The following is a 26837-nucleotide window of genomic DNA, read 5'->3' as shown; positions in this document are numbered from 1 at the left end:
TGATGACCATGGAGACCGCGCGATTGCTCTTGGTTCGTCAGCCTGACCGGCGCGGTGCCGGCCGGCATCGTCGGCGACGCGGGTGGCTGGGTGAGGCTGCCGCAGTGGGTCTCCGGTCATGAAGGCGACATCGACACAGTGGTCACAGGCGATGGGTCTGGCCGCGCCGATCGTCAACGCGCCCATGGGAGGAGTGGCCGGAGGTGCGTTGGCGGCAGCCGTCTCACGGGCCGGCGGGCTGGGCATGATCGGCATCGGCAGCGCCGGATCCGCCGATCGGCTGCACACCGAACTGCGCCACGTGTCGGACCTGGACCGGCCTTTCGGGATCGGCCTGATCAGTTGGGCCGTCGCCGAGCAGCCGCGGCTGCTTGAGGCCGCCCTGGCGGCGCGGCCGGCCCTGCTGTCGGTCAGCTTCGGCGACGACTGGGCGTGGGTGCGACGGGCGCACGACGCCGGATGCGTCACCGCCACCCAGGTGGCCGACGTCGACGGGGCGCAGCGCGCGGCCGACGCCGGCGTGGACGTGCTGGTCACTCGGGGCGCTGAAGCCGGTGGACACGGGCAGCCCCGGGTCGGCACCCTGCCGCTGCTGGTCGAGGTGCTCGACCGGGTCGCAGTCCCGGTGTTGGCGGCCGGCGGCATCGCATCGGGGCGCGGGTTGGCGGCGGCGCTGGCCGCCGGCGCCTCCGGGGGCTGGCTGGGCACCGCGTTCGCGGCATGCCCGGAATCCACGCTTCCCGACGCCGCGGCAGAGGTGATGCTGGCCGCCCGCAACACCGACACCGTCACCACACGCGTCTTCGACATCGCGCTGGGCTATCCGTGGCCGCCGACCATCCCGGAGCGGGTGCTTCGCAACGCCTTCACCGACAGCTGGCACGGCCGCGAATCCGAGCTGGCCGCGGACACCGAAGCCGTCACGGAGTTGCGTGCGGCCATCGCTGCGGACGACTACCGGTTGGCCCCGGTCAATGTCGGCCAGGGCGTCTCTGAGCTCACCGCGATCGAGCCCGCGGCCCGGGTGATCCAGCGGCTGTGTGACGAGGCACGCGAGGTCGGGCAGCAGTAGGCCCCCGGATCGGGGATGCGGGGGCCTACCGGTCGATCGTCCGGCTTAGTCGTCGCCGCCGGATTCGCCGCCGGCGCCGCCGGAATCGCCGCCCGCGCCCCCGGCCGAATCACCGTCGTCCTCGCCGGCGGTGTCGTCAGCCGTATCGGTCTCGTCCGGGGCGGCCTCCACGTCATCCCCGGCTTCGTCGACGGGCGCGGTGACCACGTCGTCGACCGGAGCGGTGACCACGTCGTCGGCCGGCGTGGTCGCCTCCTCGCCTCCGTCGACCGGCGCGGTGGCCTCGTCGACAACCACGGCGGGTGCCTCCTCAACCACCGTGTCACCGTCGGCGACCACTGCGGCCTCGGTCTCCGCTGCAGCCTCGGTCTCCGCGGCTGCGTCGGTCTCCGCCACCTCGGCGACGGTGATCATGGTGCCCGAGCCGGCGTCCGGATCGGCCGGGCCTTCGGCCGCGGCGGTTGCCACTGCTTCTTCCGGTGCGATCGCCGCGGCAAGCGCCTTGGGCAGCGTCACGAACAACGCCTGAATCAGACCGCCCTCACCCGGATTCTCGCTGAAGGTGAACAGCCCGGGGTAGGTCGTGCCCATGTCGTTCGTGTATCCGTTGAGGAGCGCCCCGGTCACCGAAGCGGGGATGTTGATGAGCTCGACCACCGCGTCGATGAGGTTGCCCTCGCCGAGAGCGTCGAAAGCCGCCTGGAGGCTGCCGCCGAGCGCCTGCATCGGCGCCATGACCGTGCCCAGGGCGCCCAGCACGATCGGAAACACGGTGTCGAGGCTGGTCAGGGATTTCACGACGTTGGCGAAGTTCTGCGCGATCTTCCCGGGAATCTCCAACGCACCCGAGGTGAAGATCGGAAGCCCGATGTTGAGGATGGGGCCGAGGAGCAGCGCTTCGCCGGCAGTGGTGATCGCTCCGGAGATGTTGCCTTCGCTCAGCTGAGTAAAGGCGTCTTCGATGAGAGGCCAGGCCCCGGCCGGGTTGTCAAATGAGAATGTAATTCAGCGCGCCGGTAATGGCACCCGTGGTCGCGGAGACTAACGTCCCGCCGTACCCGAGCACGTTCTCCAGTGCCTGCCGCAGCAGCGGGAACGGATCCTCAAGAATGGCGTTGCCAATCCCACCCAAGTTGGTGGCTGCGCCGGCGAAGACATCCACCCAGGCGGTGATGGGGTTGACGGCGGCGGAGAGTTCCACGGCGACCGATGACATGGCCGGAGAGGAGCTGACGGTGCTGCTTGGGGGCACGACGACGGGGGCGAGGGCGATGGCGCTCGCGCCGGCCAGGGCGACTCCCGCGGTGAGATAAGAGCGAACCGTTACGTGCATGATATCCCTTCATTACGTAAATGTGATGGCGGACACCGCGGACCTTACTCCGCGGTAAGAAGTATTTGTCAACTATTTTTCGGTACTTTTCTGGGACGTACTGAATTTTTCGCACTCCGTGCAATGTCTTCGTGCATCGGATAGGTCTAATTGCGGCCCGATGTCCAATTCTGGCTAATTGCCGAATTCGAAGTGGTGGTCGTCGAGGTTGTCGGGCGAGCGGGTTGTGGCTCACCTGGCTGATTTGCTGGACACATCAGATGACAATTGACAGACGGCGCAATATTGCAGAGTGTGCCCGATTCCTGCTTTGCGGAAATCGTGGGTCCCGGTCGTCGGTGAAGCGCGGATTCCGAAGGTCGGATGCCGGGCGCGCTGTCCCGGCAAACGTCAGGTCGGGGCCGCGGACGGCCGCGGTTCGACCTGACACGCCTCGGGCGGGCAAGCTGAGCGACATGGACACCGCGCGATTGCTCTTCGTTCATGCCCACCCCGACGACGAGACCCTCACCACCGGAGCGACCATCGCGCACTACGTCGCCCGCGGCGCGCAGGTGCACGTCATCACGTGCACGCTGGGCGAAGAGGGCGAGGTGATCGGGGATGAATGGGCGCAGCTCGCGGTAGACCGCGCCGACCAGCTCGGCGGTTATCGGATCGGTGAGCTGACCGCGGCGCTGGCCGAACTGGGCGTGGACCGTCCGCGCTTTCTCGGCGGCGCGGGGCGCTGGCGGGACTCCGGCATGGACGGCACCCCGGCGCGGCAGCAACAACGCTTCGTCGACGGTGATTTCGCCGAACAGACCGCCACGCTGGCCGCCGCGATCGACGAGCTGCGCCCGCACGTCGTCGTCACCTACGACCCGAACGGGGGCTACGGCCATCCCGACCACATCCACGCCCACCGGGTCACGACGGCTGCGGTCGCCGCGTCGACGTGGCAGGTGCCGAAGCTGTACTGGACGGTGACGTCGTCCTCGGCGCTGGCCGCTGCGCTGGCCTCGATGGGCGCGGTGCCCGAGGAGTGGATCCGGGTCTCGGCCGACGACCTGCCGCTGTTCGGCTATTCCGACGAGGCGATCGACGCGGCGCTGGATCTGACCGCCCACGAGTCGGCTCGGGTGGCGGCGCTGCGTGCGCACCGGACGCAGGTCAGCGTTTCGCCCGACGGGCGCAGCTTCGCGCTGTCGAACAATGTCGCCCTGCCGGTGGATCCGACCGAGTACTACGTTCTTGCCGCGGGTTCTGCCGGCGCGCGCGACGAGCGCGGCTGGGAAACCGATCTGCTGTCCGGGCTGTCGGTGGGTTGACGACGCGCCGCGGGGTAAGCTGCCCGCAACCGACTGCGCACGGAGGGGAAGTACATGGACCCGGACCTGGATCCCAACCTGCAGCACTGGCAGGACCGCCTCGACAGCTACCAGTGGGTGATCGGCTCGATCGTCTCCGTGCTCGACAGCATCCCGACCTGACGGCGTCCTCTCCGCCGGTGTCGGACCGGCTTCGCGTTCTCCTTCTGGCCCTGCTCGGCCTCGACGGTGTGCTCTCGGCCCTGATGGCCGTCTTTTTCCTGCCGCTGCGGCTGGGGCCGGTGCCGTTGCCGATCAGTGCGTTGCTCAGCGGGGCGCTGAATCTCTCGCTGGTATGGGCCGGCCTGCAGTGGACGTCGGTTCCGCGACTCGCCGCCCTGCCGTTGTGGACGTGGCTGGCCACCGTCTTGCTGTGCATGGTGTTCAAGCCCGGTGACGACATCGTGTTCGGCGGCGTCGGGATCATGGAGTTCGGTCCGGTGCTGCTGGTCGCGCTCGGGGCCCTGCCCGCCGCGTGGCTGCTCATGCGTCACCCGCCGGCGGCGGGGGCGGACCCGCGCACCGGCGCCCGGTGACTACTGTGACTGCTATGTCACGCGGATGGCAGGCGCATTCTGTTTCAGATAGTGAGACGCGCGGATGAACCGCGACAACGCCGGGGTTACAGGAGAGTGGCTCTGAACACCCAGCGCGGCGCTGACCTGCCCAGCCCGGTGGTTCCTCCCAGATCTGGCGCGCCCAATCCCGCTGCGTTGCGACGGGTGTTACGGCGGGCCCGTGACGGGGTGGCCCTGAACGTCGACGAGGCGGCGATCGCGTTGACGGCGCGCGGTGACGACCTCGTCGACCTGTGCGCGTCGGCGGCGCGGGTGCGTGACGCGGGTCTGGAGGCCGCGGGCCGGCGGGGCGACACGGGCCGGTTGCCGGTGAGTTATTCGCGCAAGGTGTTCATCCCGGTGACGCATCTGTGCCGTGACACCTGCCATTACTGCACGTTCGTCACGGTGCCCGGCCGGTTGCGCGCGGAGGGCAAGGGCATGTTCATGGAGCCCGACGAGATACTCGACGTCGCGCGCCGCGGGGCTGAAATGGGTTGTAAGGAAGCGCTTTTCACCCTCGGTGACCGGCCGGAAGCTCGCTGGCCGGAGGCGCGCCGGTGGCTCGACGAACGAGGGTATGACTCGACGCTGGACTATGTGCGGGCGATGGCGATCCGGGTGCTGGAGGAGACCGGCCTGCTGCCGCATCTGAACCCGGGCGTGATGTCGTGGTCGGAGCTGTCGCGGCTCAAGCCGGTCGCCCCGTCGATGGGCATGATGCTGGAGACCACGTCGCGTCGGCTGTTCGAGACCAAGGGCCTGGCCCACTACGGCAGCCCGGACAAGGACCCGGCGGTGCGGCTGCGGACCCTGGACGACGCGGGCCGGCTGTCGATCCCGTTCACCACCGGGCTGCTGGTGGGGATCGGGGAGACGCTGACCGAGCGGGCCGAGACGGTGCACGCGATTCGACGTTCGCACAAGGAGTTCGGTCACGTCCAGGAAGTGATCGTGCAGAACTTCCGCGCCAAGGACCACACCGCCATGGCCTCGGTCCCGGACGCCGGGCTCGACGACTTCCTGGCCACCATCGCGGTCACCCGGCTGGTGATGGGCCCGAAGGTGCGCATCCAGGCGCCACCGAACCTGGTGTCCCGCCAGGAATGCCTGGCGCTGATCGCGGCCGGGGTGGACGACTGGGGCGGGGTGTCGCCGCTGACACCCGACCACGTCAACCCCGAGCGGCCGTGGCCGGCGTTGGACGAGCTGGCCGAGGTGACGCTTGAGGCCGGCTACGACCTGGTTCAGCGACTCACCGCCCAACCGCAGTACGTGCAGGCCGGCGCCGCCTGGATCGATCCGAGGGTGCACGGGCACGTGGCCGCGCTGGCAGACCCCGACACCGGCTACGCCCGTGACGTCAACCCGGTCGGGCGACCGTGGCAGGAACCCGACGAGGCCACGGAGTCACTGGGCCGTGTCGATCTGCACACCGCGATCGACACCGAGGGCCGGCTGACGACCACCCGCAGCGATCTCGGCGATGCGTTCGGCGACTGGGAGTCCATCCGGGCCAAGGTCGAGGAGTTGGCCGCCCGCGCACCGGAACGCATCGACACCGATGTGCTGGCCGCGCTGCGCTCGGCCGAGCGGGATCCGGCCGGGTGTTCCGACGACGAGTACCTGGCGTTGGCGACCGCCGACGGCCCGGCGCTGGATGCGGTGACCGCACTGGCGGATTCGTTGCGGCGCGACACCGTCGGCGACGACGTGACGTTCGTGGTCAACCGCAACATCAACTTCACCAACATCTGCTACACCGGCTGCCGGTTCTGCGCGTTCGCCCAACGCAAGGGCGACGCCGACGCGTACTCGCTGTCCACCGCGGAGGTCGCCGACCGCGCGTGGGAGGCCCACGTCGCCGGCGCCACCGAGGTGTGCATGCAGGGCGGCATCGATCCGGAGCTGCCGGTGACCGGCTACGCGGATCTGGTGCGGGCGGTCAAGGCGCGGGTGCCGTCGATGCACGTGCACGCGTTCTCGCCGATGGAGATCGCCAACGGGGTCACCCGCAGCGGAACCTCGATCCGGGAGTGGCTGACCGCGCTGCGCGAGGCCGGGCTCGACACCATCCCCGGCACGGCAGCCGAGATCCTCGACGACGAGGTGCGCTGGGTGCTGACCAAGGGCAAGCTGCCGACGTCGATGTGGATCGAGGTCGTGACCACCGCGCACGAGGTGGGGCTGCGGTCGAGCTCGACGATGATGTACGGCCACGTCGACACCCCGCGGCACTGGGTGGGGCATCTCAACGTGTTGCGCGGCATCCAGGACCGCACCGGCGGGTTCACCGAATTCGTGCCTCTGCCGTTCGTGCACCAGTCCTCGCCGCTGTACCTGGCCGGCGGGTCGCGGCCCGGACCGACGCACCGCGACAACCGGGCGGTGCACGCGCTCGCGCGGATCATGTTGCACGGCAGGATCTCTCACATCCAGACCAGTTGGGTCAAGCTCGGCACCGAGCGCACGCAGGTGATGCTGCGCGGCGGCGCCAACGACCTCGGCGGCACCTTGATGGAGGAGACGATCTCGCGGATGGCGGGCTCGGAGAACGGTTCGGCCAAGACCGTCGCGGAGCTGGTCGCCATCGCCGAGGGCATCGGACGCCCGGCACGCCAGCGCACCACCGACTACACCCCGCTCGCGGCGTAGCCCCCCGTAGCCGCCCGTAGCCCACCCCCTCTTCTTCCCCCCTTCTCTTTCCCCCTTTTCCGCGAGCGTGCGTGTCTGCGGGCAACACGCCGCCATTTCTGCGTAGTTCGCGCACGCTCGCATCGGCGGGTGGGCGCGTCTGGGCGTTCAGCTGGTAGGACGGAACCATGAAGCTGCGCCGGGTGATCGCCGACGGTCGGTTGGAACTGCAATCCCTCGGGCCCGACGGGTCGTGGGCGCCCGCGCCGGATCCGTCGGTGCTGGGCGGCCCGGTGTTCGACCCCGCCTGGGAACTGGCTGCCGCGCAGCGCCATCATGGCCTCGCCGGCTGCGTCCTGCCGTTTCAGCCCGCGTCGTTCCGTGACTTCATGCTCTACGAAGACCATGCGATCGACGCGGCCCGCGGACTCGTGCGCCGATTCCATCCCGCCCAGTCCCGTGCGGCTGAGACCGTCGAGAAGCTGACCCGAAAACCGTTCCCGCTGTTCAAGCCCAAGCCGCTGTTCTACCGCCAACCCATCTACTACATGTCCAACCACCTGAGCTTTGTGCCCAGCGGCGCGCCCGTGGCCTTTCCGTCGTACTCCACGGCGCTGGACTTTGAACTCGAACTCGGATTCGTGCTCAAGGCACCACTTTTCAATGCAAGCTCAGCGGAGGCGGTGGACGCGGTCGGCGCGTTCGTCGTCGTGAACGACTTCAGCGCCCGCGACGTTCAACGTGCCGAGATGGCCACCGGGCTGGGGCCGCAGAAGGCCAAACATTTCGTGTCGTCGATGTCGGCCGTGGCCGTCACCGCCGACGAGATCCTGCCGATCCTCGAGAGCCTCAGCGGATCGGTCACCATCAACGGACGCACCGTCAGCACCGTCTCCAGCGCCGGCCCGCAATGGACGATCGGCGACATGATCGCCCATGCGTCACGGGACGAGAAGCTGTATCCGGGTGAGCTTTTCGCCACCGGCACGTTGCCCGGGGGGAGCGGTATGGAGACCGGACACTGGCTGCGGCCCGGTGACCGGATCACGCTGAGCATCGAGCAGGTCGGCGAGATCAGCCACCAGATCACGTCGTGACACCGCCGCGGCGGTGCCACTGACGTCCCGTCATGCCTGCCGGAGCGCCTCGATCTCGAGCGTGATCGTCACCTTGTCGCCGACCACGGCGCCGCCGGTTTCCAGCGGCATGTCGATGTCGATACCGAAATCCTTGCGGTTCAACACAACTGATGCCTCAAAGCCGGCGACCTCGCCGTGGCCCATGCCCGGGTTCACCCCGTTGAAGTCCAGGTTCAGTGAGATCGGGCGGGTCACACCCTTCAGGGTGAAGTCACCGTCGACGACGTAGCCGTCGCCGTCCTGCCGGACCGCGGTCGAGCTGAACGTCGCCACGGGGTGCTTCTCGGCGTCGAAGAAGTCCGCGGACTTGAGGTGGCCGTCGCGCTGCTCGTTGCGGGTGTTGACGGAGTCGACGGCGATCTCGGCGTGCACCGACGGCGTGCCGTCCTCGGCGACGGTGATCGCGCCGCTGAACGTGTCGAACACGCCCCGCACCTTGCTCACCATCAGGTGGCGTACGGAGAAGCCGACCGAGGAGTGGACGGGGTCGATGGCCCAGGTGCCGACGGACAGGGCGGAGGTGACAGTGGTCATGGGTGTCGCTTTCTCTGGTGGGCGTCGGCGGTCCCGACGGATACCTTCAAGATAAGCGGACTGCAGTCCGAATCTATTCCCGGGCCGGGCGGGTCTCGTCGACTGGACCTGTCGGGCGGGTTGGTTACGCTCCCGGCGTGGTCTTCGACGAACGGTTCGGGCGGCTCGACCCGGCAGTCTGGACGGCGTCCTATTTGCCTGCCTGGAGCTCACGGGACGCTGCGGCGGCGACGTTCGAGGCGGGTCCGGACGGGCTTGACCTCTCCATCCCGCAGGCTCAGCAGCTGTGGTGTCCCGATCTGCATGACGGGCCGCTGCGGGTGTCGGCGGTTCAGAGCGCCAACTGGTCCGGCGCGATCGGCTCCACCGACGCGCCGCAGCCGTTCCGCGACGGCCTGGTGGTGATGGAAGAGCAGCCCACCGTGCTGGGGTTCCTCCCGCATTTCGGAACCATCTCCGTCACCTGTTCGGCGGATCTGAGCCCGCGGTCGATGTTCTCGGCGTGGATGGTGGGACTCGAGGACGAACCGGACCGGTGTGGCGAGATCTGCGTCATGGAGGTGTTCGGCGACACGGTGGCCGGCGGTCGGGCTGCAGTGGGCCAGGGGATCCACAAGTTCCGCGATCCGGCGCTGCGCGAAGACTTCTCCGCTGTCCCACTCGACATCGACATCGCGCAGTCGCATACGTATGCGGTGCACTGGCGGCCTGGCGCGGTCGAGTTCTCGATCGACGGCGTGACGACCAGGGTCGCTAACCAGGCGCCGGACTACCCGATGTTCCTGACCCTGGGGGTGTTCGATTTCCCCGACCGGCCCGGGCCCGCCGACCATGTGCCGCATCTGCGCGTCAGCCGCCTCACTTACCGTCCGCTGCCAGAAGGCGCGTAGCCGTCGCCACCGGGGTTGGGCAAGTGACGGCGCGGCACTAGGCGGACGGTATATGCGACGTTTAGTATCAGTAACCGCACGCCACCCCCGGCCGGGGTTGCGCGCGAGTTAGGGCACACTGAGACACGCGTCCAACTACCGGCAGGGATACTTGCTGGGTTGGCCGCGGTATCGGCTGAGCCCGGCCCTGACAGCAGCCCCACCGGACAGGTCGTCCGATAGGACTTGAGGAGTAGTTCGTGACGTACGTCATTGCTGAGCCCTGCGTCGACGTCAAAGACAAGGCGTGCATCGAGGAGTGCCCTGTCGACTGCATCTATGAGGGCGCTCGCATGCTGTACATCCATCCGGACGAGTGCGTCGACTGCGGCGCCTGCGAGCCGGTGTGCCCCGTCGAGGCCATCTATTACGAGGATGACGTTCCCGACCAGTGGAGCGCGTACACCCAGATCAACGCGGACTTCTTCGTCGAACTGGGTTCGCCGGGCGGTGCGTCGAAGGTCGGTCAGACCGACAACGACCCGCAGGCCGTCAAGGACCTGCCTCCGCAGGGTGAGGACTGAGTACCACGTCGCAGCACGTCTCGGCTGAGGGTGGCCGTCGGTACCTGAAGTCGGCGTCCCTGCCGGTGTTCCCCTGGGACACCCTGGCCGACGCGACCGCGGCCGCCCGCGCGCACCCCGGCGGCATCGTCGACCTGTCGGTGGGAACCCCCGTGGACGACGTGGCCCCGGTCATCCGCGACGCCCTGGCCGCGGCGAGTTCTGCGCCCGGTTATCCGACCACCCACGGCACCCCCGCGTTGCGCGAGGCGGCGGTGTCGGCCTTGCGCCGCCGGTACGGGATCACCCATCTGGCACCGGGTTCGGTGTTGCCGGCGATCGGCACCAAGGAGCTGATCGCCTGGCTGCCGACCGTGCTCGGCCTGGGTGCAGGCGACACCGTGGTGGTGCCCGAGTTGGCCTACCCCACCTACGAGGTCGGGGCGCTGTTGGCCGGCGCCGCGGTGGCGCGCGCCGATTCGCTCACCCAACTGGGCCCGTCCGTGCCGGCACTGGTGTACGTCAACTCGCCGAGCAACCCGACCGGTCGGGTGCTCGGCGTCGACCATCTGCGCAAGGTGGTCGGCTGGGCGCGTGACCGCGGCGTGCTGGTGGCCTCCGACGAGTGCTACCTCGGCCTCGGCTGGGACGTCGCACCCGTCTCGGTGCTGCACCCCGACGTCTGCGACGGCGACCACACCGGACTTCTGGCCGTGCACTCGTTGTCCAAGACGTCGTCGCTGGCCGGCTACCGGGCGGGTTTCGTCGCCGGAGACCCGGCGGTGGTGGCCGAACTGCTGGCGGTGCGCAAGCACGCAGGCATGATGGTGCCGACCCCGATCCAGGCCGCGATGGTGGCCGCCCTCGACGACGACGCGCACGAGCGGGAACAGCGGGAACGCTACGCCCGACGCCGCGACGCGCTGCTGCCCGCGCTGCTGGCGGCCGGATTCACCGTCGACCACTCCGAGGCGGGGCTCTACCTGTGGGCCACCCGAGGCGAGCCGTGCCGGGACACCGTCACATGGCTGGCGCAGAAAGGCATCCTGGTCGCGCCGGGGGAGTTCTACGGACCGCGCGGCGCCAGGCACGTCCGGGTGGCGCTGACCGCGACCGACGAACGCATCGCCGCCGCGGTGGCACGGCTGGCGGATTCGGCGCGCTGAGGCACCTGGGGTGGCGCAGATCGCGATTCACCGGGGCTCGGTGGCGCGCAATCCCAACGCGAGCACCAGGCGGCTGTCGGGGTCCTCGAGAGAGGTCGACAGCAGCTTTTCGACCCTCCTGATGCGGTAGCGCACCGTGTTCGGGTGCACGTGCAGCCGCGCTGCGATCGCGGCGATGTCGCCGAAGCCGTCGAGATAGGCCTGCAGCGTCTCGGCCAACAGGGGATCGCCCGCCCGCAACCGCCGCACCCGAGGGTCGACCAGGTGTGGCTGTGCCGCGACGTGCGAGACGATCTCGTCGAGCAGCACCGTCGTGCGCGCCTCGTCCAGCGATGTCACCAAATCGATTGCACCGGGGTGCCTTTCGGCGCTGTCGAACACCCGGTCCACGTCGGCCCTGGCACCCGCCGCGCCCGCAGGCCCGGTCAGCGGCGCGGTGACCGCCCGCACCTCGAGCCCGAGTTCGCGCCGTAACGCGGCCACCACACCACGCACCCAGGATGTCAACGATGCGGCGGCGCCGGCCTTCGGCAACAGCACGTACACCCGGTCCCCGGCCGCGGCCACCTGGGCGTCGGCGCGAAAAGCGCCCGCGCTCAACGCGATGACGTCCGCGGGCACCGCGGCGCCGAGTCCCCGGAAGCCGACGATCGCCGCCCGCGCGTCCTCCGGGATGCCCAGCTCGCGGGCCAGTGCACCGACGTCGTCGACGTCGACGCCGGTGAGGCCGAGCAGTTGCTGCAGGCGCGCGGCGTGCTGCGACGGCGCCGTCGCCAGCCGCGACATGATCCGGGCGGCCAGCACCGAGCCGCCGCGCAGAATCTCCTCGGCATCGTCGGCCAGCGCCGACGAGCCCTGCTGCAGCCAGATGGTGCCGGCGAATCGGGGCGCGTGACGGGTGTCTGCGGGCAGGTGGATACCGACGGCGAGGCGCGGCCGCAATCCCAGCTCCGGGCGCTCGGCCACCCGTACCACGTCCGGGCCGGCCCGCAGCGCGTCGAAAATGCCCCACTGACCGATCCATTCGAGATGCTCGGGGGGACCGGCGCGGCCCAGGATGGTCAGGCGACGCAACTCGTCGGCTTCCTCGCTGGACGCCGAGTAGGCCAGCATGCGGCTGTCGGCGTCCTCGATGCAGATCATGCCCCGCGTGCGGTCGGCGATCGACTGGGCCAGCCCGAACAGGTCGGTGCCCGAGTCGCGCGACGGGTCGTCCCGGTCACCGTGGTGTTCCAAGGCGTAGTTGACCAGTCGATACAGATGTTCCCAGCGCGCGCGGGGGTCGACGGCCACCACGGCGGCGCCCAGGGCCACCGCACGGGCGACGGCTTCTGCGGTGGGTTCTTTGACGAAGATCGCGACGGGTCGGTCGGCGTGGTGCTCCAGCCACCGCAGCGCGTCGACGTCGGCCACCCCCAGCAGGAAGAACAGATCGACCGAGCCGGGGCCGACCGCCAGGCCCAGGCGCACGTCGTCGGCGTCGACGAGCGCGACCGAACCGACCGGCATGTCCAGGCCGCGTGGCGCCTCGACAAGCGTGACCATCGTGCGGTCCAGGGCGAGCAGCAACTGTCCGAGCCCCAGGCCCGCCGGCGTGACCACCATCGGCCGCTCCTTTATCCGATACGACTAACAAGTGTGACACCTGTTGTCCGATAGGCCATCGGAATCGCGGCCGAAAATGGGCATCCTTGCAGGATGGACGCGATCAGCGACGTACCCCTGCCCTCGAACGAGCCGGTGCACGAGTACGCACCCGGTTCCCCCGAACGCCACCGGCTGGAGAACATGCTGGCCGACCTCGCCGCGGACCCGATCGAGCTGCCCCACGTCATCGGCGGCACCCACCGGATGGGCGCCGGGCCCTCGGTGGAAGTGGTCCAGCCGCACCGCCACTCGGCCCGGCTCGGAATCTGCACCAATGCCGACCACGCCGACGCGGCCGCCGCCGTCGAGGCCGCCGTCGCCGCCAAGCCCGGCTGGGAGAACACCCCGTTCGACGAGCGCGCCGCGGTGTTCCTGCGCGCCGCGGACCTGATGGCAGGGCCGTGGCGGGAGAAGATCGCCGCGGCGACGATGCTCGGCCAGTCCAAGACCGCCTACCAGGCCGAGATCGACGCGCCGTGCGAGCTCGTCGACTTCTGGCGGTTCAACGTCGCGTTCGCCCGACAGATCCTGGCGCAGCAGCCGCTCAACTCGAAGGGGGTGTGGAACCGTACCGACTACCGCCCGCTGGAAGGGTTCGTCTACGCCATCACCCCGTTCAACTTCACCGCCATCGCGGGTAATCTGCCGACCGCGCCCGCGCTGATGGGCAACACCGTGGTGTGGAAGCCGTCGCCCACCCAGATGTTCGCGGCCTATCTGACCATGCAGCTGCTCGAGGCGGCGGGCCTGCCGCCCGGGGTGATCAACCTGCTCGCCGGTGACGGGCTTGCCGTCTCGGACGTGCTGCTCTCCGACCGCAGGCTGGCAGGCATCCACTTCACCGGTTCGACCGCGACGTTCCAGCACCTGTGGCGCGAGGTGGGCACTCACATCGACCGCTACGACACCTACCCCCGGCTGGTCGGCGAGACCGGCGGCAAGGACTTCGTCGTCGCGCACCCGTCTGCACAGCCGGATGTGTTGCGCACCGCCCTGATCCGTGGTGCGTTCGACTATCAGGGGCAGAAGTGTTCGGCCGCATCGCGGGCCTACATCGCGCGGTCGGTGTGGCAGAAGATGGGCGACGATTTCCTCGACACCACCGAGGCGCTGCCCTACGGCGACGTGACCGAGCTGGCCAACTTCGGCGGCGCGCTGATCGACGAACGGGCCTTCGTCAAGAACGTCACCGCCATCGAACGGGCCAAGAGTGCCGCCGGGGTGACCGTCGCGGTGGGAGGTGAATACGACGACAGCGAAGGCTATTTCGTCCGCCCCACGGTGCTGCTGTCCGACGATCCAGGCGATGAAGCTTTCAGCACAGAGTATTTCGGACCGCTGCTGGCCGTGCACGTCTATCCCGATGAGGACTACGAGCGCATCCTCGACGTCGTCGACACCAGTGCCCGCTACGCGCTGACCGGCGCGGTGATCGCCGACGACCGTGCCGCGGTGCTGACCGCCGAGCGGCGACTGCGGCACGCGGCGGGCAACTTCTACGTCAACGACAAACCGACCGGCGCGGTGGTCGGGCAGCAGCCGTTCGGCGGGTCGCGGGCGTCGGGCACCAACGACAAGGCCGGCTCCGCGCTCAACCTGCTGCGGTGGACGTCGGCGCGTTCGATCAAGGAGACGTTCGTGCCGCCGACCAGTCACACCTATCCCCACATGGAGGTATGAGCGGTGTCTGTCTTCGACAAGATTGCGCGGCCGGTGATCCTGGCGGCATCGCGCCGGGAAGGCCTGCGCCGGGCGGCCGAGCGGATGTCCGTGACGCGCAAGGTGGTGCGCCGCTTCGTACCGGGGGAGAGCACCGCCGACGTGATCACCGCCGTCGGGGATCTTCGCGATTCACACCGACTGGTCTCGATCGACTACCTCGGGGAGGACGTCACCGACGCCGACGCGGCCGATGCGACCGTCGAGGCCTACCTGACGCTGCTCGATGCGCTCGCCGGCCGTGGCGAAACCGCCGCGGCGGTAAGGCCGTTGGAGGTGTCACTCAAGCTCTCGGCGTTGGGGCAGGCCCTGCCGCGCGACGGTGAGAAGATCGCGCTGGAGAACGCCCGCGCGATCTGCGAACGGGCGCAACGCGCCGGAGTGTGGGTGACCGTCGACGCCGAGGACCACACCACCACCGACTCCACGCTGTCGATCGTGCGTGAGCTACGAGTGGACTTCGACTGGGTGGGCACCGTGCTGCAGTCGCACCTGAAACGCGCGCGCGCCGACTGCGCCGAGTTCGCGGCGTCCGGGGCCCGAATCCGGTTGTGCAAGGGGGCCTATGCCGAACCGGCTTCGGTGGCCTTCCGGGATCGCGACGACGTCACCGACTCGTACCTGCAGTGCCTGCGCATCCTGATGGCGGGCAGGGGTTATCCGATGGTCGCCTCCCACGACCCCGAGATCCTCGGCGCGGTACCGTCTATGGCGCGCGAGTACGGCCGCGGCGTGGACGATTTCGAATACCAGATGCTCTACGGCATCCGTGACGCCGAACAGCGCCGACTTGCCGAGGCGGGCAACCATATTCGCGTCTACGTGCCGTTCGGCACGCAGTGGTACGGCTACTTCGTGCGCAGGCTCGCCGAGCGGCCGGCCAACCTCACGTTCTTTCTGCGGGCCCTGGCCGAACGCCGCGGTTAGGCGGGGTAGGCGGCGACGGGCATGATCACGGTGCCCTTGCAGAGGCCTTCCAGGATCTCGGTGCGCCACGTCCCGTACATGGTGCCGTCGGCCGTCGGTGCATAGAACACCAGCGAACGGGCGGCTGCGTACTCGGTCGGCACGTCGGCGCCGCGGAAACACTCCCACTGCCAGTTGTAGTTGAACACCCACTGCCTGCCGTCCCAGGTGTAGCGCGGGGGGTGCGGGATCGTCGGGTTGGACGGCGCCGGACCGTCGGTGGCGGTGGCCACGCAGGTGCCGACGCAGGACGTGCTGAAGGTGTACTGCCCGCTGAAATCCGGTTCGGGTTGCCGGGCCGCGATGCTCGTGCCGAGTTTGTCGGATGCGAACGTCACCACGGTGTAGCGGCCGCTCCAGTCCGGCGGGGCCGCCTGCGCGGTGCCGTCGGCGCACACGCATGCGACCGCAACGAAAGTCGCGGATGCAAGTATGTGGTGCGCCCGTCGCGCCGGCATGGCTTCCTCGCAGTTCTTCAGTGTGGCAAGTGCAACCTAATCGGCTCATCCGTCAACGTGCCTGACCGACACGGCCCGTTGGGGCACGGTTGGATCACGGCTTGGTATCGGCGCTTGCGGCGAATGACGTTCGTGCGGAACGGAGCTCGGCGAACGGGGCCGAACCTGTCAGTGACCGGCCAGCAGCATCAACGCCCAGGCGGCCAGCGTCTGCGCGTCGGTGATGATCCTGTCACGCATCATCTGCTCGACCTCGGCCCGGCTGAACCAGGCGCTGCGCATGTCCTGCTCCTCGTGCTCACGCTCATGCGGGCCCTCGGTGATCCCGGTCGCGAGGAACACCCGGCCGCGCTGGCTGCTCATTCCGGGGGCGACGTCGAGCAGGCCGATCTCGGTCATCGCGGCCGCGACCAGGCCGGTCTCCTCGCGCAACTCGCGCACCGCGAGTTCGCCGGCGTCCAGGTCGGCCCGGCCGGGGGCCGTGCCCTGCGGAAACTCCCAGCGACGCATCCCGATTGGGTAGCGGAACTGCTCGACGAGGTGGAAACGGTCGCCGTCGCGCGGAATGACCAGGGCGTACGTCGGTTTGTCCACGACCGCGTAGATCCCGGAGGTTCCGTCCGGCCTGCGGATATCGTCCTCGCGGACCGTCAGCCAGTTGTTGCGGTATATCTCGCGCGTCCCCACGGCCCGGATGGAATCCACCACACCAGTATGACCAGCCGGTGGGAGTAGCCTCATCTTCTGTGCTGCTGGCGTCCTTGAACCCCGCGGCCGTGGCGGCGGGAGCAGACCTCGGCGACGCGGTGCGCATCGACGGGGTGTCGTTGAGTCGAAGTGACCTCGTCGGGGCGGCTACCTCCGTCGCGGAACGTGTGGGCGGCGCCTCGCGGGTCGCGGTGCTGGCCACGCCGACCGCCGCGACGGTGCTCGCGGTCACGGGCTGCCTGATCGCCGGCGTGCCCGTCGTCCCGGTGCCGGCCGACGTCGGCGCCGCGGAACGGCGCCACATCCTCGCCGACTCCCGCGCGCAGGCCTGGCTCGGCGAGCTGCCAGAGGAGGCCGAGGGGCTGCCGCACGTCCCGGTGCGTCTGCACGCCCGGTCATGGCACCGCTATCCGGAGCCGTCACCGGATGCCGCCGCGCTGATCATCTACACCTCGGGGACCACCGGACCACCCAAGGGTGTGGTGGTGAGTCGCCGCGCGATCGCCGCCGACATCGACATGCTGGCGCAGGCGTGGGAGTGGACACCGCAGGACACGCTGGTGCACGGGCTTCCGCTGTACCACGTCCACGGTCTGGTGCTCGGTCTGCTGGGCTCGCTGCGGGTGGGAAACCGGTTCGTGCACACCGGAAAACCCAAGCCCGCGGCCTATGCCCGGGCGGTGCGTGAGCTGGGCGGCACGTTGCTGTTCGGGGTGCCGACGGTGTGGTCGCGCGTGGTGGAGGACGGCGACGCGGCGCGGGCGTTGGCCCCTGCCCGACTTCTGGTGTCGGGTAGCGCGGCCCTGCCGGTCCCGGTGTTCGACGGGCTCGCCGCACTCAGTGGGCACCGGGCCGTCGAGAGGTACGGCAGTACCGAGACGCTGATCACGCTGAGCACATTCGCCTCGGGCGAGCGCAGGCCCGGTTGGGTGGGGCTGCCGCTGCAGGGGGTGACGACGCGGCTGGTCGCCGACGACGGCACGGAGCTGCCGCACGACGGGGAGTCCATCGGGCAGCTGCACGTGCAGAGCCCGACGCTGTTCGACGGGTACCTCAACCGCCCCGACGCCACCGCCGAGGTGCTCGGTGACGACGGCTGGTACCACACCGGTGACGTCGCGGTGATCGACTCGTCCGGTATGCACCGCATCGTCGGCCGCGAGTCGGTGGACCTCATCAAGAGCGGCGGTTTCCGGATCGGTGCAGGCGAGATCGAGACGGTGCTGCTGCAGCATGCCGGGGTGCGGGAGGCCGCCGTGATCGGCGCGCCCGACGCGGATCTCGGGCAGCGCATCATTGCGTTCGTCGTCGGCGACGCCCAACCCGACGAGCTGATCGACTATGTGGCGCAACAACTCTCCGTCCACAAGCGGCCGCGGGAGGTCCGGGTCGTCGAGAGTCTGCCGCGCAACGCGATGGGAAAGTTGCTGAAGAAGGAACTGGCGCAATGGGTCTGAGGTTCAGCGAGATCTGCATCGATGCCACCGACATTCGCATGTTGTCCGCCTGGTGGTCGCAGGTGCTGGGCTGGCCGGCCGAGAACACCGACGACGGTGATGTCACGCTGCGCGCTCCCGGCGGCGTGGGACCGGACTGGCTGTTCCTGGCGGTGCCCGAGGGCAAGGCGGTCAAGAACCGGATCCATTTCGACTTCACGCCCGACGACCAGGACGCCGAGGTGGAGCGGGTGATCGGCCTCGGCGCACGCCGAGTCGACATCGGCCAGGGGGAGCAGAGCTGGGTGGTGCTGGCCGACCCGGAAGGCAACGAGTTCTGCATCCTGGCGGCCGACGGGTGACTCGCCTTTCCCCACGAGCCTTGGGGGCACCTCCCTGCCTTTCCCCGCGAGCGTGCGTGTCTGCGGGCAACACGCGGGCAAAATCTGCGATTACCCGCACGCTCGTCGGGATCGGCGGCGCGGTGGCTGCCACGCTGTTGTCGGCCTGCGGTCACTCGGCCGAGGTGATGCTCGTCCAGACCAGCATCGTCGTGCCGCCGGCGCCGATGCCCGCGCCACCACCCGGGGACACCCTGGTCATCGGGTCGGCGGCCGTCGACACCACCGGTGGCTGGCTGCCCGAAGGGGCCATGCTCTCACCGTTCGACACCGCCAATCCCATTCTCTCGCAGCTAGATCCGGCGCTGCTGGGCGCCGTGCAGGAAGCGGCCCGGGCGGCCCAGGCGGCAGGTGTGCCGTTCATGGTGACATCCGGCTGGCGGTCGAAGGGCTTCCAGCAGAGGCTGTTCGACGACGCAGTCACGACCTACGGCAGCGTGCAGAAGGCCGCCGAGCTGGTCGCCACGCCCGAGGTGTCCAAGCATGTCTCCGGCCAGGCCATCGACATCGGACCGGCCGAGGCCGACCGCTGGCTGATCGCCAACGGCGCGCGGTTCGGCCTGTGCCAGATCTACGCCAACGAGATCTGGCATTTCGAGCTCGCGGTCGACGCGCAGGGCAACTGCCCGCCGTTGAAGGCCAGCGCCGCGGGCTGAGGCGCCCCAGCCCAGCGGATCAATTTGAGCGCCAGCGGGTTTGAGCGTGCGCAAAGTTCGCGATTGACACGGCGTGTCGCCCGCAGACACGCACGCTCGCGCCAGTAAAAGCGGGGGTCAGTTGGCGTGCAGGGCCTCGTTGAGCGTGATGCCCGTGCCGTCGCGCTTGACCACCTCGACGGCCCCGGTCACCGAATTGCGGCGGAACAGCAGGTTGTTCGCGCCGGAGAGCTCGCGCGCCTTGACGGTGGTGGCCGTCCGGTCGCCATCGAGAAGGGTGACCTTCGTGCCCGCGGTGACGTACAACCCGGCCTCGATGACGCAATCGTCGCCGAGGGAGATGCCCAGCCCGGCGTTGGCGCCCAGCAGGCAGCGCTTGCCGACCGAGATCACCTGCGTGCCGCCGCCGGACAGCGTGCCCATGATGGACGCGCCGCCACCGACGTCGGAGCCGTCGTCGACGACGACACCCGCCGAGATGCGGCCCTCGACCATCGAGCTGCCGAGCGTGCCGGCGTTGAAGTTCACGAAGCCCTCGTGCATCACTGTGGTCCCCGGCGCCAGGTGCGCGCCGAGGCGCACCCGGTCGGCGTCGGCGATGCGGACCCCGGACGGCAGCACGTAGTCGACCATCCGCGGGAACTTGTCGACGCCGTAGACCGCGACATGCCCGCGGCGGCGCAGTCGGGCCCGCACCGTCTCGAACCCGTCGACCGCACACGGTCCGTGGCTGGTCCACACGACGTTGGTGAGCACGCCGAACAGGCCGTCGGCGTTGAGCCCGTGCGGGGCGACCAACCGGTGAGACAGCAGGTGCAGCCGCAGGTAGGCGTCGTACGCGTCGACGGCCTTGTCGTCCAGGGACGCGATGACGGTGCGCACCACGACGACGTCCACGTCGCGGTCCTCGTCGCGGCCGGCGAGCGCCGCGAGCTCCGCGGGCACCTCCGCCACCGAGAGCCGCACCGTCCCCGCTTCGCCGCCGTCGGTCAGCTCCGGCGCGGGAAACCAGGTGTCGAGAACCGATCCGTCGGCCGCGATCGTCGCCACGCCGATACCAGAAGCAGAAGTCACGGTGCTTCAGGCTACCGGTGGGCCTAGCATCGCTGCACAGGGTCCCGACCAGGTCAGGAGGCGAGCTACGACCGTCGACGTGACGTTGCGCCAACTGCGCTACTTCGCCGTTCTCGGCCATGAGCTGAACTACCGGCGGGCGGCGGAGAAACTGTTCATCACCCAGCCCGCGCTGTCGACCGCGATCAAGCAACTCGAGCACCAGTTCGGCGTCGTGCTGTTTCACCGCAACACTCGGGAAGTCGCCCTGACCGATCTCGGCGCGGCATGGCTGCCACAGGTGCAGCAGGCGCTTTCCGGCGTGGATGCCGTCGTCGACAACCTGATCATGTTGTCGGGCACCCGTCGCGGGGTACTACGCGTCGGCTACCTCATCGGCACCGGCGCCGATCTGCTGTTCCGGCTCGTCCGCCACTTCGAGGCTGCCTACCCCGACGTCACCGTCGAACCCATCGAGTTCGACTTCGCCGACCCGACGGCCGGGTTGGCGGACGGCACCACCGAGGTCGCCATCATCCGCCCGCCGGTGGACCTGCCCGAGCACCGCATGCTGATTCTCGACTCCGAGTCGTGGGTGGCCTGCCTGCCCCGAGACCACCGGCTCGCCGAGCGCCGCGAGGTCGAAATCGCCGAGTTGCTCGACGATCCGATCGTCTGCGCCCCGCTGACTGCGGGTACCTGGCGCGATTACTGGCTGGCGATGGACGTCCGCGGCAACCGCCCGCCGACGATCGCCGCCGTGGCGGCGACCTACGAGGCCGAGACCACCGCCATCGCCCGTGGGCTCGGCATCAGTTTCACCACCTCGTCGGTGGCCCGGTTCTATGACCGCCCCGGCATCGTCTACGTGCCGATCTGCGACCGGCCACCCAGTCACACCGCGCTGGCGTGGAACCCCGCCGACCTCACCCCGCAGGCCGATGCGCTGGTCAGACACGTGCAGTCGCAATGGAGTTTCGGGGACGGCGACAACGCGGACCACGGCTGATAGATCCAGTTTATGAGCAGATCAAAAGTGCAAACTTCCGGTGTCCGCACGATGGCGGTTTTCTGTCTCCAGGTGTTCTTTCCGATGGCTTGACCTGGAGCGACCATGACCGATGCGATTTCCCCACCCACTCATTCAGAACAGCGACAGCCCGCGCTGAGCGACGAGGATGCCAAACTCGCCGAACTCGGCTACCGCCAAAAGCTCGACCGATCGGTCGGCACGCTCGCGTCGTTCGCGATCGGGTTCGCTACCATCAGCGCCACCACCGCCGTCTTCACCGGCTTCGGTGCGGGTTACTTCACCGCCGGGGCCCCGTTCGTATGGACGCTGCTACTGGCCGGCGCGGTGTTCGCGCTGTGGGCTTTCATCGCCGCCGACCTGACCGCCAAGCTGCCGTTGGCCGGCTACTCCTATCAGTGGGTCAGCCGGATCAACGGCCCCGACCTCGCCTGGTTCACCGGCTTCATCGCACTGATGGGCTGGGTGTGCGGCATGACCGGGGTCGGCTTCATACTGTCCGGATACCTCGGCGGGCTGCTCGGTTGGAGCATGACGCAGACCACGCAGATCCTGCTCGCCATCGCGGTGGTGTTCGTGTGCGTGCTGATCAACATCTACGGCGTCCGGTTCGCCACCATGGTCAACAACATCGGTGTCAGCCTCGAGCTGGTGATCACCGTGGGCGCCACCGCCCTGGTCGCGATCATCGCGTTCAGCGCACCGGAGAACCACCAGCCGATCTCGGCGCTGTTCACCGGCGGGCAGGCCGGCGACAAGGACTCCTACATGTTGGCGTGGCTCGCGGCGGCGCTCGGGCCGTTCTTCGGCCTCATAGGGGTGGAGTCCGGCGCCGACGTCGCCGAGGAAACCAAGGATGCGCGCCGGGTCGTGCCGAAGACGATGTTCTACGCACTGGTCACTTCGATCGTCATCGAGTTCCTGATGTATGTCGTGTACGTGCTGGCGATCAAGGATCCCTCCGCGGTGCAGGCCAATTCGGCCGCGCCCATCGAGGAGATCATCACCCAGCAGGCCGGTCCTGCGGTGACCAAGGTCGTCGTCGCGATCGCGCTGACGAACATCCTGGCGTGCCTGCTGGCCAACATCCTGGTCGCCACCCGGCTGACCTACTCGATGGCCCGCGACAACATGCTGCCGTTCTCCCATGTGTGGCGCCATGTGTCGCCGAAGAGCAAGGCACCGACGTACGCAGTGGTCGGATTAGGCTTCCTGTCAACGGTTTTGCTGCTGTCCGCGCTGGTCAACGAGAAGGCGTTCAACTACATCATCGGCATCGCATCGCTGCTGTTCTTCTTCGTCTACATCCTGCAGACCATCGGCCTGCTCGTCGGCTACCGGCGGGGCACCATCCCGGCGGCCGAACCCGGTACCTTCGACCTCGGCAGGTTCCGGCTGCCGCTGTACGTCACAGCGCTGTCGGTGTTCCTCGGCGTGGCCGTGGCGCTGCTGCTCCTGCCCCAATTCGCCACCAACAAATGGGTTTTCCTCGGCATCGTCGTGCTTGCCGCCGTCTGGTGGGCCACCGGCCTGAAGTCGCGGTTGAGCCGCGGAGACGCCGGTGCAGATTACGCCAAGACCCACGGTGTGTGACCCCGGGTCGCTTCGCTTCTGCTCTCCGAACCTCTGATCCCTCTGAAAGGACCTTTTTCCATGGGCATTGACACCGGAACCTCGAATCTCGTCGCCGTCGAACCCGGCGCCATCCGCGAGGACACCCCGGCGGGCTCGGTGATCCAGTACAGCGACTACGAGATCGACTACTCCAGCCCGTTCGCCGGCGGCGTGGCCTGGATCGAAGGTGAGTACCTGCCCGCCGAGGACGCCAAGATCTCGATCTTCGACACCGGGTTCGGGCACTCTGACCTCACCTACACCGTGGCCCACGTATGGCACGGCAACATCTTCCGACTCGGTGACCATCTCGACCGACTGCTCGACGGTGCCCGCAAGCTGCGCCTCGATTCCGGCTACACCAAAGACGAACTCGCCGACATCACCAAGAAGTGCGTGTCCCTCTCACAGCTGCGCGAGTCGTTCGTCAATCTGACCATCACGCGTGGATACGGAAAGCGCAAGGGGGAGAAGGATCTCTCGAAACTGACCCACCAGGTGTACATCTACGCGATCCCGTACCTGTGGGCGTTCCCGCCCGCCGAGCAGATCTTCGGGACCACCGCCGTCGTACCGCGCCACGTGCGCCGTGCCGGCCGCAACACCGTCGACCCGACCATCAAGAACTACCAGTGGGGTGATCTGACCGCGGCCAGCTTCGAGGCCAAGGACCGCGGCGCCCGCACCGCCATCCTGATGGACGCAGACAACTGCGTCGCGGAGGGACCGGGATTCAACGTCTGCATCGTCAAGGACGGCAAGCTCGCATCTCCTTCGCGAAATGCGTTGCCCGGCATCACCCGTAAGACGGTGTTCGAGATCGCCGGAGCGATGGGCATCGAGGCCGCGCTGCGCGACGTCACCAGCCACGAACTGTATGACGCCGACGAGATCATGGCGGTCACCACCGCCGGCGGTGTGACACCGATCAACACCCTCGACGGTGTGCCCATCGGCGACGGGGAGCCCGGCCCGGTGACGGTGGCGATCCGGGACCGCTTCTGGGCGTTGATGGACGAGCCCGGGCCCCTGATCGAAGCGATCCAGTACTGAGGGTGCCGGTGGGCGGCCAGTGCGACGGGTTACCGTGGTCGTGTGCTGGACCTACACGGCGACCCGATCGCGCTGACCGCCGCGCTGGTGGACATCCCGAGCGAGTCGCGCCACGAGAAGCGCATCGCCGACGAGATCGAGACCGCGCTGCGCGAACAGACCGCCGGGTTCGAGATCGTCCGCAACGGTGACGCCGTGCTGGCCCGCACCGACTTCGGCAGGCCGTCGCGGGTGCTGCTGGCCGGACACATCGACACCGTGCCCGCGGCCGACAACCTGCCCAGCAGGCTGGCCGACGGCGTACTGCACGGCTGCGGAACCTCGGACATGAAGGCCGGTGACGCGGTGTTCCTGCACCTGGCCGCCACCGTCGCCGAACCCGCCCACGACATCACGCTGGTGATGTACGACTGTGAGGAGATCGAGGCCTCCGCCAACGGGCTCGGCCGCATCGAACGCGAGCTACCCGAGTGGCTGGCCGCCGACGTCGCGATCCTCGGCGAACCGTCCGGCGGATTGATCGAGGCCGGCTGTCAGGGCACCCTGCGGGTGATCGTCAGAGCGACGGGCACCCGCGCGCATTCCGCCCGATCCTGGTTGGGCGACAACGCGATTCACAAGCTGAGCGACGTTCTCGCCCGTCTGCGGTCCTATCAGGCCCGCAGTGTCGACATCGACGGCTGCGTCTACCGCGAGGGGTTGTCGGCGGTGCGCATCGACGGAGGTGTCGCCGGCAACGTCATCCCCGACGCGGCGAGTGTCACGGTCAACTTCCGTTTCGCCCCGGACCGCAGCGTCGAGCAGGCGTACGCCCACGTGCGCGAGGTGTTCGACAGGCTCGACGTCACGATCGAGCTCACCGACGCCGCCGCGGGCGCGCTGCCCGGGTTGACCCGGCCGGCCGCGGCCGCGCTCGTCGAGGCTGCCGGTGGCCAGGTGCGCGCGAAGTACGGCTGGACCGACGTGTCCCGGTTCGCCGCGCTGGGAATCCCGGCGGTCAACTACGGCCCGGGCGACCCGAACCTCGCGCACCGCGTCGACGAGAGCGTCGACGTCGCGCAGATCACCGCGGTCACCGACATGCTGAGGCGCTACTTAATCGGTTGACGGCAGCGCTAGCCTGGAAACCATGCTGGGAGAAGACATCACCGGGTAGTTCCCGGACGGGTCCCATTTCCGCAGGCGTCACGCCTCGATCTCCGAAGGCGTCACGCCTCGACGAAAGCACTCCCGCATGTCTTCTGTTGTCTGTACCCATCTGTCATTCTCCTGGCCCGACGACACCCCGCTGTTCACCGACCTGTCCTTCACCGTCGGCGCGGGCCGCACCGGGCTGGTCGCGGCCAACGGCGCAGGCAAGAGCACGCTGCTGCGGCTGATCGCCGGCGAGCTGACCGCCACCACCGGCGCGGTGACCGCCGACGGCGTGGTCGGCTATCTTCCGCAGACGCTCCCGCTGCTCGACGAAAGCAGCGTCGCCGACGTGCTCGGCGTCGCCGCGGTGATCGACGCGCTGGACGCCCTGGCAGCAGGGGATCCGAGCGCCCACCACTTCGCGGTGATCGGTGACGACTGGGACGTCGAGGAACGCACCCGGGCCCAGCTGGACCGGCTGGGCCTCGGGCACATCGGGTTGGACCGGTCGCTGCGGTCGCTGTCCGGCGGGGAGGTGGTCAGCCTCGGCCTGGCGCGGGAGTTGTTGCGCCGCCCCGACGTGCTGCTGCTCGACGAGCCCACCAACAACCTCGATGCGGACGCGCGCCACCGGCTCTACGACGCGCTCGACGACTTCGGCGGATGCCTGCTGGTGGTCAGCCACGACCGGGTGCTGCTGGACCGGATGGACCGGATCGCGGAGCTCTACCGCGGGCAGGTGCGCTTCTACGGCGGCAACTTCACCGCCTATCAGGACGCGGTCACCGATGCCCAGCGCGCGGCGCAGGACGCGGTCCGCAGCGCCGAGCAGCTCCTGCGACGCGAGAAGCACCAACGTCAGCAGGCCAGGGAACGGGCGGACCGCCGCGCAGGCACCGCTGCCCGCACACTCGGTGACGCCGGGCTGCCGAAGATCGTCGCCGGCGCGCGGAAGCGCCGCGCGCAGGAGACGGCGGGCCGCTCCGACGACGTGCACGCCAGCCGGGTCGACGACGCCAGAAGCCGTCTGGAGGACGCCGAGCGCGCGGTGCGCGACGACGACGCACTGGTGCTGGAGCTGCCCGGTACGCTGGTGCCATCAGCGCGGATGATTCTGCGGCTCAACGGGATACGTGTGAGCAGGAACGGATGCGACGTTCTCGACGGCATCGACCTGACGGTGCGCGGACCTGAGCGGATCGCGTTGACGGGACCCAACGGCGCAGGCAAGACGACTCTGCTGCGGACCCTGCTCGGGGAGATCGAACCGGACGCCGGCGCCGTCGAGGTCGCCGACGGGCGCGTCGCCTACCTGTCGCAACGGCTCGATCTCCTCGACGAAGACCGGTCGGTCGCCGAGAATCTCGCCGCGTTCGCACCCAGCCTGACGGTGACCCGGCGCCGTCATCTGCTGGCGCAGTTCCTGTTCCGCGGCGATGCCGTCGAGCGTCCGGTGCGCGTGCTGTCGGGCGGGGAGCGGCTGCGTGCCACGCTGGCCTGCGTGCTGTTCGCCGAACCGGCGCCACAGCTGCTGCTCCTCGACGAGCCGACCAACAACCTCGACCTGGTCAGCGTCGGGCAGCTGGAAAGCGCGTTGGCGGCCTATCGCGGCGCCTTCATCGTCGTCAGCCACGATGCGTCGTTCCTCGACGCAATAGGAGTGGATCGTGTTCTGCGCCTTGCCGACAGCACGCTCGCGCCGGGCTAGCCGACGGCAGGTCGGGTGGGGGCCGGGCGCGGTGGGGC

Annotated in this window: 25 protein-coding genes; 18 read left to right on the top strand and 7 right to left on the bottom strand. The window is 68.9% G+C overall.

What is annotated here, in order from left to right; all coding sequences use genetic code 11:
• Nucleotides 1-118: 118 nt before the first annotated feature.
• Nucleotides 119-1072 (top strand): NAD(P)H-dependent flavin oxidoreductase, encoded by a 954-nt coding sequence (locus BN976_RS11105; protein ID WP_036370763.1) that lies wholly within the window; start codon nucleotides 119-121, stop codon nucleotides 1070-1072.
• 45 nt (nucleotides 1073-1117) lie between these two features.
• On the opposite strand, the gene BN976_RS34375 is transcribed toward BN976_RS11105, so the two are convergent.
• Both BN976_RS34375 and BN976_RS34370 read right to left on the bottom strand, forming a co-directional pair.
• Complete coding sequence (locus BN976_RS34375) at nucleotides 1118-1912, bottom strand: hypothetical protein (RefSeq protein ID WP_051558399.1); 795 nt, start codon at nucleotides 1910-1912, stop codon at nucleotides 1118-1120.
• A gap of 148 nt (nucleotides 1913-2060) precedes the next feature.
• Nucleotides 2061-2405 (bottom strand): hypothetical protein, encoded by a 345-nt coding sequence (locus tag BN976_RS34370; RefSeq protein WP_235622035.1) that lies wholly within the window; start codon nucleotides 2403-2405, stop codon nucleotides 2061-2063.
• Between the two features lie 455 nt (nucleotides 2406-2860).
• Between BN976_RS34370 and mshB the strand changes: the two genes are divergently transcribed.
• The 4 genes from mshB (at nucleotide 2861) to BN976_RS11080 (ending at nucleotide 8042) form a co-directional block, all read left to right on the top strand.
• Nucleotides 2861-3715 (top strand): N-acetyl-1-D-myo-inositol-2-amino-2-deoxy-alpha-D-glucopyranoside deacetylase, encoded by an 855-nt coding sequence (gene mshB / locus BN976_RS11095; protein WP_036370761.1) that lies wholly within the window; start codon nucleotides 2861-2863, stop codon nucleotides 3713-3715.
• Between the two features lie 113 nt (nucleotides 3716-3828).
• Complete coding sequence (locus BN976_RS11090) at nucleotides 3829-4290, top strand: hypothetical protein (protein ID WP_049778144.1); 462 nt, start codon at nucleotides 3829-3831, stop codon at nucleotides 4288-4290.
• 96 nt (nucleotides 4291-4386) lie between these two features.
• Nucleotides 4387-6966: a bifunctional FO biosynthesis protein CofGH gene (locus BN976_RS11085; RefSeq protein WP_036370759.1), complete on the top strand. Its 2580-nt coding sequence runs from the start codon at nucleotides 4387-4389 to the stop codon at nucleotides 6964-6966.
• A 167-nt stretch (nucleotides 6967-7133) separates the two neighbouring features.
• Nucleotides 7134-8042: a fumarylacetoacetate hydrolase family protein gene (locus BN976_RS11080; RefSeq protein ID WP_036370756.1), complete on the top strand. Its 909-nt coding sequence runs from the start codon at nucleotides 7134-7136 to the stop codon at nucleotides 8040-8042.
• A gap of 30 nt (nucleotides 8043-8072) precedes the next feature.
• Here the strand turns inward: BN976_RS11080 and BN976_RS11075 are convergent, their stop codons facing one another.
• Nucleotides 8073-8618: a YceI family protein gene (locus BN976_RS11075; protein ID WP_011781683.1), complete on the bottom strand. Its 546-nt coding sequence runs from the start codon at nucleotides 8616-8618 to the stop codon at nucleotides 8073-8075.
• Between the two features lie 137 nt (nucleotides 8619-8755).
• Between BN976_RS11075 and BN976_RS11070 the strand changes: the two genes are divergently transcribed.
• From BN976_RS11070 to dapC, 3 genes are all read left to right on the top strand, one after another.
• On the top strand, nucleotides 8756-9508 hold the full coding sequence (locus tag BN976_RS11070) for a glycoside hydrolase family 16 protein (RefSeq protein ID WP_036370754.1): 753 nt from the start codon (nucleotides 8756-8758) through the stop codon (nucleotides 9506-9508).
• Between the two features lie 239 nt (nucleotides 9509-9747).
• Nucleotides 9748-10071 (top strand): ferredoxin, encoded by a 324-nt coding sequence (gene fdxA, locus BN976_RS11065; protein ID WP_011781681.1) that lies wholly within the window; start codon nucleotides 9748-9750, stop codon nucleotides 10069-10071.
• Between the two features lie 65 nt (nucleotides 10072-10136).
• Entirely contained in the window at nucleotides 10137-11216 is a 1080-nt protein-coding gene (dapC, locus tag BN976_RS11060) for a succinyldiaminopimelate transaminase (protein ID WP_036370752.1), read from the top strand.
• A gap of 27 nt (nucleotides 11217-11243) precedes the next feature.
• Here dapC and BN976_RS11055 read toward each other — a convergent pair whose 3' ends face one another.
• On the bottom strand, nucleotides 11244-12821 hold the full coding sequence (locus BN976_RS11055) for a PucR family transcriptional regulator (RefSeq protein ID WP_036370749.1): 1578 nt from the start codon (nucleotides 12819-12821) through the stop codon (nucleotides 11244-11246).
• Nucleotides 12822-12914: 93 nt separating this feature from the next.
• Between BN976_RS11055 and pruA the strand changes: the two genes are divergently transcribed.
• Together pruA and BN976_RS11045 are read left to right on the top strand one after the other, a co-directional pair.
• Entirely contained in the window at nucleotides 12915-14543 is a 1629-nt protein-coding gene (pruA, locus tag BN976_RS11050) for an L-glutamate gamma-semialdehyde dehydrogenase (RefSeq protein ID WP_036370746.1), read from the top strand.
• Between the two features lie 3 nt (nucleotides 14544-14546).
• Nucleotides 14547-15509: a proline dehydrogenase family protein gene (locus BN976_RS11045; protein ID WP_036370744.1), complete on the top strand. Its 963-nt coding sequence runs from the start codon at nucleotides 14547-14549 to the stop codon at nucleotides 15507-15509.
• On the opposite strand, the gene BN976_RS11040 is transcribed toward BN976_RS11045, so the two are convergent.
• The gene (locus BN976_RS11040) at nucleotides 15506-16006 is read right to left on the bottom strand and encodes an Rv2253 family sensor-like surface protein (RefSeq protein ID WP_036370742.1); all 501 of its coding nucleotides are present in this window, start codon (nucleotides 16004-16006) and stop codon (nucleotides 15506-15508) included. The genes BN976_RS11045 and BN976_RS11040 overlap by 4 nt on opposite strands.
• Nucleotides 16007-16174: 168 nt before the next feature.
• Entirely contained in the window at nucleotides 16175-16711 is a 537-nt protein-coding gene (locus tag BN976_RS11035; protein WP_011781675.1) for an NUDIX domain-containing protein, read from the bottom strand.
• A 41-nt stretch (nucleotides 16712-16752) separates the two neighbouring features.
• Here BN976_RS11035 and BN976_RS11030 point away from each other — a divergent pair, with 41 nt between their 5' ends.
• The 3 genes from BN976_RS11030 to BN976_RS11020 all read left to right on the top strand — a co-directional run bounded on the left by BN976_RS11030 (nucleotide 16753) and on the right by BN976_RS11020 (nucleotide 19207).
• Complete coding sequence (locus BN976_RS11030; RefSeq protein WP_036370740.1) at nucleotides 16753-18171, top strand: acyl-CoA synthetase; 1419 nt, start codon at nucleotides 16753-16755, stop codon at nucleotides 18169-18171.
• Nucleotides 18162-18512: a VOC family protein gene (locus tag BN976_RS11025; RefSeq protein ID WP_011781673.1), complete on the top strand. Its 351-nt coding sequence runs from the start codon at nucleotides 18162-18164 to the stop codon at nucleotides 18510-18512. The genes BN976_RS11030 and BN976_RS11025 overlap by 10 nt, the downstream gene beginning before the upstream one ends.
• 167 nt (nucleotides 18513-18679) lie before the next feature.
• Complete coding sequence (locus BN976_RS11020) at nucleotides 18680-19207, top strand: M15 family metallopeptidase (RefSeq protein ID WP_083767367.1); 528 nt, start codon at nucleotides 18680-18682, stop codon at nucleotides 19205-19207.
• 117 nt (nucleotides 19208-19324) lie between these two features.
• Here the strand turns inward: BN976_RS11020 and dapD are convergent, their stop codons facing one another.
• Nucleotides 19325-20281: a 2,3,4,5-tetrahydropyridine-2,6-dicarboxylate N-succinyltransferase gene (dapD, locus tag BN976_RS11015; RefSeq protein WP_011781671.1), complete on the bottom strand. Its 957-nt coding sequence runs from the start codon at nucleotides 20279-20281 to the stop codon at nucleotides 19325-19327.
• 79 nt (nucleotides 20282-20360) lie between these two features.
• Here dapD and BN976_RS11010 point away from each other — a divergent pair, with 79 nt between their 5' ends.
• The 5 genes from BN976_RS11010 to BN976_RS10990 all read left to right on the top strand — a co-directional run bounded on the left by BN976_RS11010 (nucleotide 20361) and on the right by BN976_RS10990 (nucleotide 26799).
• Entirely contained in the window at nucleotides 20361-21269 is a 909-nt protein-coding gene (locus BN976_RS11010) for a LysR family transcriptional regulator (RefSeq protein ID WP_011781670.1), read from the top strand.
• Nucleotides 21270-21374: 105 nt separating this feature from the next.
• Complete coding sequence (locus tag BN976_RS11005) at nucleotides 21375-22883, top strand: APC family permease (protein ID WP_011781669.1); 1509 nt, start codon at nucleotides 21375-21377, stop codon at nucleotides 22881-22883.
• A 60-nt stretch (nucleotides 22884-22943) separates the two neighbouring features.
• Nucleotides 22944-23957: an aminotransferase class IV gene (locus BN976_RS11000; protein ID WP_011781668.1), complete on the top strand. Its 1014-nt coding sequence runs from the start codon at nucleotides 22944-22946 to the stop codon at nucleotides 23955-23957.
• Between the two features lie 42 nt (nucleotides 23958-23999).
• A complete protein-coding gene (gene dapE, locus BN976_RS10995) occupies nucleotides 24000-25064 on the top strand; it encodes a succinyl-diaminopimelate desuccinylase (protein WP_011781667.1) in 1065 nt (354 codons plus the stop codon).
• 127 nt (nucleotides 25065-25191) lie between these two features.
• Complete coding sequence (locus tag BN976_RS10990) at nucleotides 25192-26799, top strand: ABC-F family ATP-binding cassette domain-containing protein (protein WP_036370737.1); 1608 nt, start codon at nucleotides 25192-25194, stop codon at nucleotides 26797-26799.
• Nucleotides 26800-26837: the final 38 nt, after the last annotated feature.

Origin of the sequence: Mycolicibacterium austroafricanum (assembly GCF_000612725.1) — a bacterium.
GTDB classification, from domain to species: domain Bacteria; phylum Actinomycetota; class Actinomycetes; order Mycobacteriales; family Mycobacteriaceae; genus Mycobacterium; species Mycobacterium austroafricanum.
Note: the sequence above shows the minus strand (reverse complement) of the source record. Positions and strands in the feature narration are given on the sequence as shown.